The following is a 12200-nucleotide window of genomic DNA, read 5'->3' on the forward strand; positions in this document are numbered from 1 at the left end:
GGCCGATACAAGGTCCGTGAAGAGGATCGCGCCATGACCGAACAAGCCCCGCCAGAAGCCGTCGTCGAAGAACCTGCAGCGCCGCCGCGGCCGTGGGCCGAGGTGACCCCCGAGCAGTTCAGGATGCTGCGCCTGGCGCCCCTGCCCGCCGACCGTGCCAGCGGCCCGCGCCCCTTGCGTTTCGTGCAGTTCGGCATGGCCGAGCGCCACGACCCTGCCCTGAGCCTGTTGCGCCTCGACATCCAGCTGCCTGCCCAGCGCGTGCGCAGCGAGCAGAACCGGCTGGATGTCTGGGTCGATCATCAGCTGCGGCAGGTCAGCCTGGGCAGTGACGCAGGCCTGCAACTGGAACCGGTCAACCGTGGCCTGGGGCGCTTCGTCATGGCCCAAGCCGCCGCCTGGCTGCAGCGTCATTGGCCGCACTACACGCTGCAAGGCGCGGCGCTGTCGAGCAAGGAGGCGCTGCAACCGGCGGGCCTGGATCGTCGTGATCACGCACTGCGCACCCAAGGCTTGAACGTCGAATACGCAGACGTGCAACGCCTCAAGGGCCAGTATCACCCGATTGCCGTCAGCCAGTTGCTGAGCACCTGGAACGCGGAGAAAGTGCAGGTGGTCGAGGTGTTGGCGGCCAGCGAGATGCTGCAGATGGCCGAGCAGCAGTTGCAGGAGATGGAACTCAAGCTGCATGGGCAGCAGGAACGTATCGGGAAATTCGCGCGCGAGGAAAGCGGCCTGCGCTTCACCATCGCCTGCCTGATTGCCTTCGCCGTGTTCCAGGCCGCGCTGCTGATCTGGATCGCCACCCACCGTTGACAGCGGCACTGGCAAAAACTGTGTGGGAGCGGACTCTGCCCGCGAAGGCGTCACTGCGGTATCGAGCCAAACCGCTGCAGACGTTCGCGAGCGCAACCCGCTCTACAGTTCATGCGTTCTCAGATACGCGAAGCGAGCAACGCCTGATGCTCACGGCACTGTGCCGCGCTGAGCATGAACACGCCATGCCCGCCGCGCTGGAACTCCAGCCAGTTGAAGTCCACTTCCGGGTAGAGCGCCTCGACGTGCACCTGGCTGTTGCCGACCTCGATGATCAACAGGCCTCTGTCGTTGAGGTGATCAGCCGCCTCGGCCAGCATGCGCCGCACCAGGTTCAGGCCGTCGTCGCCACAGGCCAGGCCCAGTTCGGGTTCGTGCTGGTACTCGGCGGGCATGTCGGCGAAGTCCTCGGCATCGACATAGGGCGGGTTGCACACGATCAAGTCGAAACGCTGCCCCGGCAGGCCTTCGAAACCATCGCCCTGCACCGTATAGACACGCTCTTCCTGGCCATGCCGCTCGATGTTTTGATTGGCCACCTCGAGCGCCTCGAACGACAGGTCGGCCAGCACTACTTCGGCGTCCTGAAAAACGTCGGCGCAGGCGATGCCGATGCAGCCCGAACCGGTACACAGGTCGAGGATGCGCGCCGGCGGCTGGCTCAACCAGGGCTCGAAGCTGTTCTCGATCAGCTCGCCGATCGGTGAACGTGGCACCAGCACCCGCGCATCGACAATGAAAGACATGCCGCAGAACCAGGCCTCGCCGATCAGGTAGGCGGCCGGCACGCGCTCTTCCATGCGCCGCTTGAGCAGGTGCTGCACACGCACGATCTCGTCGTCTTCCAGGCGGCAATCCAGGTAGCTGTCGGCGATTTCATAGGGCAGGTTCAACGCCCCCAGCACCAACAGACGGGCTTCGTCCCAGGCGTTGTCGGTACCGTGGCCGAAGAACAGCTCTTCGCCATGAAAACGGCTGACGGCCCAACGGATGTGGTCGCGCACGGTGCGCAAGCGGGAAGTGATCACAAAAGCTCCTCGGTCGAATCAAGCCGGAATATTAACAGAGGCCCGTGGGTGATTTTCGCGATGTTCGCTCAATCCGATTCACAGAACGGCTCGAGCAGAGGACAATGCGGCAAAAGCCCTAGCCAAAGGAGCCCCAGATGTCCGTTCCAAAGACGATGTTCCAACTCAGTGGCCGCGGTTTCCCGCCCACCCGGATCGCCAACGCCAGCCTGATCATCATCGATGCGCAGAAGGAATACCTCAGTGGCGACCTGGCCCTGTCGGGCATGGACGATGCGCTGGCCAACATCGCCAGCCTGGTAGCTGCGGCGCGTGCGGCCAAGCGGCCGGTGGTGCATATCCGCCATCTGGGCACCGTTGGCGGGCTGTTTGACCCCCAGGGCCGGCGCGGCGAGTTCATCGAAGGTTTCGAACCGCAGGGCGACGAAGCCGTGGTCGAGAAGCGCATGCCCAATGCCTTCAACAACACCGGGCTGCACGAGCTCCTGCAGAGCTATGGCCACTTGGACCTGATCGTCTGCGGATTCATGAGCCACTCCAGCGTCAGCACCACCGTGCGTGCATCCAAGGACTACGGTTATCGCTGCACCCTGGTGGCCGACGCCTGCGCGACCCGCGATCTGCCCCAGGGCGATGGCGTGCTTGCCGCGGCCAAGGTGCAGGAAGCTGAAATGGCCATCATGCGTGACAACTTCGCCGCGGTTGCCATGACCGGCGACTTGCTCTGACCCCCAGCCGGCCCGATCGCCACCGAGGAATCAATGAAGTCATCCCATGGTTTCAATGCGCGCAGACTCAGGAAACGTGCTCCCGGTGGCTGGCGCTATCGCCTGGGCGCGGGGCTGGGCGCCGTGCTGCTGACCCTTGGCTTGTTGTTGGCGATGGCTGGCGTCGCCACCCTGCTGGGGCATCCGCCGCAGATAATCGGGCTGGACACCACCACCAGCGGCGCGGCCATACTCGCTGGCATGGGGCTGCTGGTGCTTTATCTTGGCCTGTGGCTCTGGCGCCGCAGCCGCCGTGGAATGCGCCGCAGCCGTGAACTCGGCCTGGCCCCGCACCTGATGAAAAAGCACGATTGAGTCGCGTAGACTAGCGCTCCCGTGGTGGAGACCTTCATGCAAGACGACGAATTTTCCCTGTTCAAGGACCAGATGCGCGGCGTACGGCGCATCCAGCACGATCGCGCCGACACCGGCAGGCCGAAAGCCGACAAGCTCAAGCTGCAGGCACTGCGCCAGGCAGCCACGGTGGGTACCCAGGGCACGACGGTCGACGGGCTGTCCGATCAGTTCGTCATCGACGTCGGCCCCGAGGACGACCTGCACTGGGCGCGCGACGGCGTCCAGGAAAGCCAGATGCGCAAGCTCAAGGTCGGCCAGATTCCCTTCGAAGGCAGCCTCGACCTGCACGGCATGACGGTGGAGAAAGCTCGCGAAACGCTCTGGGCATTCCTCGCCGAAGCCACTCGCTTCGAGATCCGCTGCGTGCGCGTGACCCACGGCAAGGCGGTGCGCCTGGACGGCAAGCGGCCGATGATCAAGAGCCACGTCAATACCTGGCTGCGCCAGCACACGCAGGTGCTGGGTTTCACCTCCTGTCAGCCACGCCACGGCGGTGCCGGCGCGGTGTACGTGATGCTCAAGCGCACCATGCTCGAAGGCCGCGACGAATAACGCTTCGCTTGCACCCGTGCGAGCGGAGCCGTACCCTTCGCGTCTGCGAAATATTTCCCCACAGGTTTGATCATGTCCCTGGAACAGAACTACACCGAGATCCTTGGCCAGCTCGGCGAGGACGTTAACCGCGAAGGCCTGCTCGATACGCCCAAACGCGCCGCCAAAGCCATGAAGTACTTGTGCCGCGGCTACGAGCAGACTCTCGATGAAGTCACCAACGGTGCGCTGTTCAGCTCCGATGCGAGCGAAATGGTCTTGGTCAGGGATATCGAACTCTATTCGTTGTGCGAGCATCATCTGCTGCCGTTCATTGGGCGTGCTCACGTCGCCTACATTCCCAGCGGCAAGGTGCTCGGGCTGTCCAAGGTGGCGCGTATCGTCGACATGTACGCTCGCCGCCTGCAGATCCAGGAAAACCTGGGTCGGCAGATCGCCGACGCGGTGCAGCAGGTCACTGGTGCACTGGGTGTCGCCGTGGTCATCGAAGCCAAGCACATGTGCATGATGATGCGTGGCGTCGAGAAGCAGAACTCTTCGATGATCACGTCGGTGATGCTGGGCGAGTTCCGCGACAACGCGGCGACCCGCAGCGAATTTCTCAGCCTGATCAAGTAAGCCGTACCCCAACCTCGAGGGCTGCCACATGTTGATGAAAGCGTTGCGTATCGGACTGGGCCAGGTGATCGTGGCGGGCGACCTGCTCACCCGCCCACCGCGTCGCAAGCGCAGCACCGAAGCGCAGGCCAAGGTCGACCGCGCCGCCAGCGGGCTGACTCTCTATCAGTTCCACGCCTGCCCGTTCTGCGTGAAGACCCGCCGCACCCTGCACAAGCTCAATGTGCCGGTACCCCTGCGCGACGCGAAAAACGACCCGGTGGCGCGCGATACCCTGCTGGCCGAGGGTGGCAAGATCAAGGTGCCCTGCCTGCGTATCGAGGAGGCCGGCAAGGTCACCTGGATGTACGATTCCAAAGTGATCATCGATTACCTGAACACCCGCTTCGCGGCAGCCTGAGTGCTGTCGCCCAGCTGTATCGCCGATTGATCGCGCCGCTGTACCGCATGCGCCTGTACACCTTGGCTTACCCTTGACCGACGCTGCTCAGGACAAGGATCGGACCGCCATGCCCAACCCCACCACCGTCGCCCCGCTGCGTCCGCTGGCCGATACGGCGCCATCTGCCGTGGTGGCCGGTTTCATCGCCATGATGACCGGCTACACCAGCTCGCTGGTCCTGATGTTCCAGGCCGGCCAGGCCGCCGGCCTGACCACCGCGCAGATATCCTCGTGGATCTGGGCACTGTCGATCGGCATGGCGGTGTGCAGCATCGGTCTGTCGCTGCGCTACCGCACCCCCATCACGGTCGCCTGGTCGACACCGGGCGCTGCCCTGCTGATCACCAGCCTGGGCGGCGTGAGTTACCCCGAAGCCATCGGCGCGTTCATCACCTGCGCGGTGCTGGTCACGATCTGCGGCCTGACCGGCAGTTTCGAACGCCTGCTCAAGCGCCTGCCTGCTTCGCTGGCCGCAGCGTTGCTGGCCGGTATCCTGTTCAAGATCGGCAGCGAGATATTCGTCGCCGCGCAGCATCGCACAGCCCTGGTGCTGTGCATGTTCTTCACCTACCTGATGGTGAAACGGCTGTCGCCGCGCTATGCGGTGCTGGCGGCGCTGGTCATCGGCACGCTGGTTTCCGGCGCGCTCGGCCTGCTCGATTTCAGCCATTTCAGCCTGCAGGTCGCCGTGCCGCAGTGGACCACGCCGTCCTTTTCCCTGGCTGCGACCATCAGCATCGGCATTCCCCTGTTCGTGGTGGCCATGACCTCGCAGAACATGCCGGGTATTGCCGTACTGCGCGCCGATGGCTATCAGGTAGCGGCCTCGCCATTGATCTCGGTGACGGGTATCGCCTCGTTGCTGATGGCGCCGTTCGGCTCCCATGGGGTCAACCTTGCGGCCATCAGCGCGGCCATCTGCACGGGCCCGCATGCCCACGAAGACCCTGCCAAACGCTATACCGCGGCGGTCTGGTGCGGCGTGTTCTATGCGATTGCGGGCACCTTCGGCGCCACACTGGCAGCGCTGTTCGCCGCCTTGCCCAAAGAGCTGGTGCTGTCGATCGCCGCACTGGCGTTGTTCGGCTCCATCATCAATGGCCTGACTCAGGCCATGAGCGAGCCGAAGGAGCGCGAGGCCGCTTTGGTGACGTTCATGGTCACCGCCTCGGGCCTGACGCTGTTTTCGGTAGGCTCGGCGTTCTGGGGGATCATTGCCGGCGTACTGACGTTGCTGATTCTCAACGCGGGCAAGCCCAGCCGTTGATCTGCGCAACCACATCGGCCAACGCCTGGGCTGGATCGACAGCCTGGCTGATCGGACGCCCGATCACCAGGTAATCGGAACCCGCATCCAGCGCCTGGCGAGGTGTGAGGATGCGCCGCTGGTCATCCTGGGCGCTGCCGGCCGGGCGAATGCCTGGGGTTACCAGCTGCAGGGTCGGGTGGGCTGCCTTCAAGGCCTGGGCTTCGAGCGCCGAACAGACCAGACCATCCATGCCGGCTTTTTGCGCCAGCGCCGCCAGGCGCAACACCTGCTCCTGCGGCTCGATGTCCAGGCCGATGGCGGCAAGGTCTTCGCGCTCCATGCTGGTCAACACGGTGACGCCGATCAGCAATGGCTTGGCGCCAGAGCGCTGTTCCAGCACCTCGCGGCAAGCCGTCATCATGCGCAGGCCACCGGAACAGTGGACGTTGACCATCCACACGCCCATTTCGGCAGCAGCCTTGACGGCCATGGCGGTGGTGTTCGGGATATCGTGGAATTTCAAGTCCAGGAACACCTCGAAGCCCTTGGCGTTCAAGGTTTCGACGATGCCCGAGGCGCTGCTGGTGAACAGCTCCTTGCCCACCTTGACCCTGCACAGCTTGGGATCCAGTTGATCGGCCAGCTTCAGGGCCGCTTCGCGGGTCGGGTAATCCAGGGCGACGATGATGGGAGTCTGGCAGACGGACATGGCGGGTTCTCGGAGGCAGGTCGAAATCGGCGCGCATTGTAGCGGATTTTGCCCGGCCGCGGGCGCCCTGCACAGCCACCACCACCGGCTCGAAGCAACGCCCCGGCGCGATCGCCAAGGGCTATGATGGAACCACTGCGACCCACTGTCGCTCCAACCTTCACAAGCGCCGCGCATTCTCGGCGCACCGCGCAAGGAGTGTCCCATGCCCTGGTATGCCTGGTTGATATTGTTGGTGGCCATCGGCTCGATCGTCGGTGGCTTGATGGTGCTCAAGCAAAGTGCCCAGAAGCTGCCATTGACCGATGAGCAGCTCAAGAAAGTGCACGAACGCAACGCCGAAATGGATGCGAAGGACGCACGCAACCGCTGACAGACGCGTGAAGTCCCGAGTGCGCCGGCACTTGGGACGCTCTGTCGGCAGGCCGAAGCTTATCCCCTGAAAACATGCATGAGCCTGTGCATAACCTGGGTGCAATGCCCTGCAGGCCACGGCCCGCAAGCGTTTTCACGGCCTGCTCAAAAAACGAGCTGTTTCAAGGGTTTATGCACATTCGGCGTGTACCTGCCTGTGGATAAGCTTGGGAGAACAGGCCGCAGGCCACGTACCGCAAGGCTTTGCCGACCTTGATCAATTTATGATCAGTGAATATCGCCGCCCCATCCATTACGCGCCGCACTCCTGATGGCCTCGAGCAGCATGGCGAACGCCGGATTGTCGTTGTTCTCGCGCCAGATGAGATGCAGTTCGCTCTGCACCCCCTCACCCAGATCGATATCGCGAAACACCACGTTCTTGAACACCACGCTGGTGGCGCAACGTGGCACCAGCGCAACGCCCATGCCGGCATTGACCAGCGCCAGAATGGTCAGCGATGAACCCAGCCACTGCACGTATTGCGGGGTCACCTGAGCCGAACGCAGCATTCCGGTGAGCAGCTCGTTGAATGGTGGATAGGCCGAGTGCGAGTACATCAGGAACGGCTGGCCATCCAGATCCTGCACGCGCACCACGCCGGCGTCGGCCAGCGGATGCCCGGCCGGGGTTGCCAGGACGAACGGCTCGCGCACCAGGCATTCGGTCAGGTAGCCGCTGTCGAGCAACGGTGCGCGCGCGATGCCCAGATCGATACGCCGGGCACGCAAGGCTTCGTGTTGCTGGTAGGTGTTCATTTCCGACAGGTCGATCTTCACTTGCGGCTGCTTGAGCCGCGCCTCGGCGATGACCTTGGGCAGGAATTCGTACACTGCGCTGCCGACGAAGGCGATATTCACCGAGCCGATATCGCCCTCGGCAAAACGCCTGGCCGACACCGCCGCTTGCTGCGCTCGCTCCAGCAGGTTTTGCGCCTCGACGAAAAAAGCCCGGCCGGCCGCGGTGAGTGCCACGCTGCGCGTGCTGCGCGTAAACAGTTCCACGCCCAGGTGGTGCTCCAGCAGTTGGATCTGCCGACTCAAGGGCGGCTGGGTCATGTTGAGGCGTTCGGCGGCGCGGCGGAAATTGAGTTCCGTGGCCACGGTAGTGAAGCAACGGAGCTGGCTGAGTTCGAACATTGATTCAACCTCGGTATCAATCAAGTGCCAACTTGAATTGGACTGAAACAATACCCCAAGTTCATGATCGAGCCCTCCAAAAAAAATAACCATCGGAGTCGCCCTTGAACGTTCAATCCGGTGCCATCGACCCCAGCGTGCTCGCCAGCGCGGTGGCCAAGGTCAAGCGGCATGTGCTGCCACTGTTCGTCGTAATGTTCATCGTCAATTACATTGACCGGGTGAACATCGGTTTCGTCCGCACCCACATGGAAACCGATCTGGGTATCGGTGCCGCCGCCTATGGCCTGGGTGCAGGTCTGTTCTTCGTTGGCTACGCACTGTTCGAAGTGCCCTCCAACATGCTCCTGCAACGCTTCGGTGCCCGCGCCTGGCTTACGCGGATCATGTTCACCTGGGGCCTGGTGGCCATGGGCATGGCCTTCGTCCAGGGCGAAACCAGCTTCTACGTCATGCGCTTTCTGCTCGGCGTCACCGAAGCGGGCTTCTATCCCGGCGTGCTCTACTACTTCACTCAATGGCTGCCGGCCAGCGAGCGCGGCAAGGCCATGGCGATCTTCCTCAGTGGTTCGGCCATCGCTTCGATCATCTCCGGACCCATCACCGGCGCCCTGTTGAGCGTGACCGGGCTGGGCCTGCATGGCTGGCAGTGGATGTTTCTGATCGAGGGCGGCGCTTCGGTGGCGCTGTGCGGGTTCGTCTACTACTGGTTGCAGTCGCACATCCACGAAGCCAAGTGGCTCACCGCCACCGAGCAGACGACCCTGAGCCGCGTCATCGCCGACGAGCAACGTGCCCGTGAAGCCGAGCACGTGGTCAAGCCGTCGATCTTCAAGTTGCTCGCCGACACACAGATCCTGGTGTTCTGCTTCATCTTCTTTTCGGTGGCCCTGACCATCTACGGCGCCACGTTCTGGCTGCCCAGCATGATCAAGAAGATGGGCAACGTGTCCGACTTCGAAGTGGGCCTGTTCAACTCCATTCCCTGGATCATTTCGATTGCCGCCATGTACGGCTTCGCCGCCCTGGCTGCACGTTTCAAGCATCAGCAGGCGTGGGTGGCGACGACCTTGCTGATCGCGGCCGCAGGCATGTTCATGTCGACCTACGGCGGCCCGGTGTTCGCCTTCGTTGCCATCTGTTTTGCAGCGGTAGGTTTCAAGGCCGCCTCGGCGTTGTTCTGGCCGATCCCGCAAGCCTATCTGGACGCACGCATCGCTGCCGCCGTGCTGGCCCTGATCAACTCGGTGGGCAACCTGGGCGGCTTCGTCGCCCCCACCGTGTTCGGTTTTCTGGAAGAGAAGACCGGGTCGATCCAGGGCGGCCTGTATGGCCTGGCCGCCACCTCCGTGCTGGCCGCGATCGTGGTGTTTTTCGCCCGCACCCGACCCCGCGGGCAGAAGCCCGATGACAAGCCGCTGCAACCTGCCGCCGCGCACTGACAAGGAACGCCCCGCCAGGCGGGGCCTGCATCCCGAGGAGAATGCCTGTGAAAATCAAACGCGTAACCGTTACCCCGATCGCTTTCCGCGACCCGCCACTGCTCAACGCCAGCGGCATCCACGAACCCTATGCCTTGCGCTCGATCATCGAGGTGGAGAGCGACAACGGCTATGTGGGGCTGGGCGAAAGCTACGGCGACGCACCGGCGCTGGCCATTCAGATGGCCATCAAGGACCAACTGCCGGGCCTGGACCCGTTCAACCTCAACGGTCTGCGCCAGATCGTCGCCAGCACGGTGGCCCGGCACAAGCCGGCCAGCGTGAGCGGCGCCGAGTTGGCACCGGGCTCCCATGCCAGCAAGGCGGTCACCAATGCCTATTCGGCATTCGAGGTGGCGTTGCTCGACCTGCAGGCGCGTTCGCTGAACCGCCCGCTGGTGGATCTGCTCGGTGGCGCGGTGCGTGACGAAGTGCCATTCAGTGCCTACCTGTTTTTCAAGTACGCCGAGCACGTCGACTCGCCCTACCCTGCGGACAATTGGGGCGAGGCCTTGAACGAGGAGCAGATCGTCGCCCAGGCCAGGCGCATGATCGAGCAGTATGGTTTCAAGAGCATCAAGCTCAAGGCCGGCACCCTTGAACCCGAGCGTGAAGTGGCGTGCATTCTGGCCCTGAAGAAAGCCTTCCCCGACCACCCGCTGCGCATCGACCCCAACGGCAACTGGTCACTGGAGACCTCGATCCGCATGGCCGAGCTGCTTGGCGACAGCCTGCAATACTATGAGGACCCCTGCCCCGGGCTGGACGGCATGGCCGAGTTGCACAAGCGCACCGGGCTGCCCCTGGCGACCAACATGGTGGTGACCGACTTCGCCGAGTTTCGCCGCAGCGTCGAGCGCAACAGTGTGCAGATCGTGCTCGCCGACCATCACTACTGGGGTGGCCTGCGAGATACCCAAGTGCTGGCGAGCATGTGTCACACCTGGGGCCTGGGCGTGTCCATGCACTCGAACTCTCACCTGGGCATCAGCTTGATGGCCATGGCCCATGTGGCGGCGTCGGTGCCGAACCTGGATTACGCCTGTGACACGCACTATCCGTGGCAGGAGCCGGATGAAGAAGTGATCAAGGGCGGCAAGCTGCCCATCGTCGACGGGTGCGTGAAGATCAACAAGACGCCAGGGCTGGGGCTGGAACTGGATCGCGACCAGCTGGGCATGCTGCATGAGCAGTTTCTGCGCTGCGGGATTCGTTCTCGCGACGATGTGCGGCAGATGGCCAAGTACAAGCCGGACTGGAAAGCGGTAAAGCCACGGTTTTGATGGGTCCCGGTTTGATCCAGAGGCCTCTTCGCGGGCGGCGAGCCATCTGCCCGCGAATGGTTATGTCTCGCCTNGGCGGCGAGCCATCTGCCCGCGAATGGTTATGTCTCGCCTGTGGGAACGGGACAAGCGGCGAGCCCACTGCCCGCGAATGTTTCAGCCACTCGGAAACCCGTCTTTTGCACCTGCCGATATTCGGATTTCCGAACGAAGCTTTCGCTCCTCATCCCCTGCTACATGCCCAACCTCCCCAGCCGGCTTGGCTGCGAGCCACATCCCTGCCTTTGGCACGACTCATGCTCTACACTCTTCAACGAAGCCGGTAACTACCCAGCCGCCGGATTTCGCCGTACCCCGAGGGCCTGCGGGCTCGATAAAAAAAACAAAGTCGAGGATTCATTGATGCGTATCGTTCCAAAACTCCTGAGCGCCGCCATTGCCGCCGCGCTGATCAGTACTCCAGCATTGGCTGCCGAACTCACCGGCACTCTGAAGAAAATCAAGGATTCGGGCACCATCACCCTCGGTCACCGCGACGCATCCATCCCCTTCTCGTACATCGCCGATGCGTCCGGCAAGCCGGTCGGCTACTCGCACGACATCCAGCTCAAGGTAGTCGAGGCCCTGAAAAAGGACCTCGACATGCCCGACCTGAAGGTCAAGTACAACCTGGTGACGTCGCAGACCCGTATCCCGCTGGTCCAGAACGGCACCATCGACCTGGAATGCGGTTCCACCACCAACAACGCCGAACGCGCCCAGCAGGTCGATTTCTCCGTAGGCATTTTCGAGATCGGCACCCGTCTGCTGAGCAAGAAAGATTCCTCCTACAAGGATTTCGACGATCTGAAAGGCAAGAACGTCGTCACCACCGCCGGCACCACCTCCGAGCGTATCCTCAAGTCCATGAACGCCGACAAGCAGATGGGCATGAACATCGTCTCGGCAAAAGACCATGGCGAGTCCTTCCAGATGCTCGAATCGGGCCGCGCCGTCGCCTTCATGATGGACGACGCCCTGCTCGCCGGCGAAATGGCCAAGGCCAAGAAGCCCACCGACTGGGAAGTCACCGGCACGCCGCAGTCCTATGAAATCTACGGCTGCATGGTGCGCAAGGGTGACGAGCCGTTCAAGAAAGCGGTCGACGACGCGATCAAGGCCACCTTCGCTTCCGGCGACATCAACGGCATCTACGACAAGTGGTTCAGCCAGCCGATCCCGCCAAAGGGCCTGAACCTGGGCTTCCCCATGAGCGACGAGCTCAAGGCGCTGATCGCCAACCCCAACGACAAGCCGGCTCCCGACAAGAAGTCGTAAGCACCACCCTGCCTTCACTCGAGCGCC

Annotated in this window: 14 protein-coding genes; 11 read left to right on the forward strand and 3 right to left on the reverse strand. The window is 63.0% G+C overall.

Annotation, left to right across the window (positions count from 1 at the left end):
- The first annotated feature begins 33 nt into the window (after nt 1-33).
- Entirely contained in the window at nt 34-816 is a 783-nt protein-coding gene (locus tag IFU31_RS05045; protein ID WP_192057910.1) for a hypothetical protein, read from the forward strand.
- Nucleotides 817-935: 119 nt separating this feature from the next.
- Here IFU31_RS05045 and prmB read toward each other — a convergent pair whose 3' ends face one another.
- A complete protein-coding gene (gene prmB, locus IFU31_RS05050) occupies nt 936-1844 on the reverse strand; it encodes a 50S ribosomal protein L3 N(5)-glutamine methyltransferase (RefSeq protein ID WP_192102440.1) in 909 nt (302 codons plus the stop codon).
- A 137-nt stretch (nt 1845-1981) separates the two neighbouring features.
- Between prmB and IFU31_RS05055 the strand changes: the two genes are divergently transcribed.
- The 6 genes from IFU31_RS05055 (at nt 1982) to IFU31_RS05080 (ending at nt 5847) form a co-directional block, all read left to right on the forward strand.
- Complete coding sequence (locus IFU31_RS05055; protein WP_122476322.1) at nt 1982-2572, forward strand: cysteine hydrolase family protein; 591 nt, start codon at nt 1982-1984, stop codon at nt 2570-2572.
- 33 nt (nt 2573-2605) lie between these two features.
- On the forward strand, nt 2606-2926 hold the full coding sequence (locus IFU31_RS05060) for a hypothetical protein (protein ID WP_122476324.1): 321 nt from the start codon (nt 2606-2608) through the stop codon (nt 2924-2926).
- A 36-nt stretch (nt 2927-2962) separates the two neighbouring features.
- Complete coding sequence (locus IFU31_RS05065) at nt 2963-3520, forward strand: Smr/MutS family protein (protein WP_122476326.1); 558 nt, start codon at nt 2963-2965, stop codon at nt 3518-3520.
- 72 nt (nt 3521-3592) lie between these two features.
- Nucleotides 3593-4138, forward strand: a complete 546-nt coding sequence (folE, locus tag IFU31_RS05070; protein WP_122476328.1) for a GTP cyclohydrolase I FolE — start codon at nt 3593-3595, stop codon at nt 4136-4138.
- A gap of 28 nt (nt 4139-4166) precedes the next feature.
- Nucleotides 4167-4538, forward strand: a complete 372-nt coding sequence (locus IFU31_RS05075) for a glutaredoxin family protein (protein WP_192102441.1) — start codon at nt 4167-4169, stop codon at nt 4536-4538.
- Between the two features lie 109 nt (nt 4539-4647).
- A complete protein-coding gene (locus tag IFU31_RS05080) occupies nt 4648-5847 on the forward strand; it encodes a benzoate/H(+) symporter BenE family transporter (RefSeq protein ID WP_192102442.1) in 1200 nt (399 codons plus the stop codon).
- Here the strand turns inward: IFU31_RS05080 and pyrF are convergent.
- Nucleotides 5822-6538, reverse strand: a complete 717-nt coding sequence (gene pyrF, locus IFU31_RS05085; RefSeq protein WP_192102443.1) for an orotidine-5'-phosphate decarboxylase — start codon at nt 6536-6538, stop codon at nt 5822-5824. The genes IFU31_RS05080 and pyrF overlap by 26 nt on opposite strands.
- A 205-nt stretch (nt 6539-6743) precedes the next feature.
- On the opposite strand from pyrF, the gene IFU31_RS05090 reads away from it, so the two are divergent.
- Nucleotides 6744-6911 (forward strand): DUF2897 family protein, encoded by a 168-nt coding sequence (locus IFU31_RS05090; protein WP_084139696.1) that lies wholly within the window; start codon nt 6744-6746, stop codon nt 6909-6911.
- 269 nt (nt 6912-7180) lie between these two features.
- Here IFU31_RS05090 and IFU31_RS05095 read toward each other — a convergent pair whose 3' ends face one another.
- Nucleotides 7181-8092, reverse strand: a complete 912-nt coding sequence (locus tag IFU31_RS05095) for a LysR substrate-binding domain-containing protein (RefSeq protein WP_122476336.1) — start codon at nt 8090-8092, stop codon at nt 7181-7183.
- 137 nt (nt 8093-8229) lie between these two features.
- Here IFU31_RS05095 and IFU31_RS05100 point away from each other — a divergent pair, with 137 nt between their 5' ends.
- The 3 genes from IFU31_RS05100 (at nt 8230) to IFU31_RS05110 (ending at nt 12173) form a co-directional block, all read left to right on the forward strand.
- Complete coding sequence (locus IFU31_RS05100; protein ID WP_122476774.1) at nt 8230-9534, forward strand: MFS transporter; 1305 nt, start codon at nt 8230-8232, stop codon at nt 9532-9534.
- Nucleotides 9535-9581: 47 nt separating this feature from the next.
- Nucleotides 9582-10856: a glucarate dehydratase gene (locus IFU31_RS05105; RefSeq protein ID WP_192102444.1), complete on the forward strand. Its 1275-nt coding sequence runs from the start codon at nt 9582-9584 to the stop codon at nt 10854-10856.
- Between the two features lie 402 nt (nt 10857-11258).
- Nucleotides 11259-12173 (forward strand): glutamate/aspartate ABC transporter substrate-binding protein, encoded by a 915-nt coding sequence (locus IFU31_RS05110; protein ID WP_122476338.1) that lies wholly within the window; start codon nt 11259-11261, stop codon nt 12171-12173.
- The last annotated feature ends 27 nt before the right edge of the window (nt 12174-12200 follow it).

It is taken from the genome of Pseudomonas sp. CFBP 13602, from assembly GCF_014842725.1.
GTDB classification, from domain to species: domain Bacteria; phylum Pseudomonadota; class Gammaproteobacteria; order Pseudomonadales; family Pseudomonadaceae; genus Aquipseudomonas; species Aquipseudomonas baltica.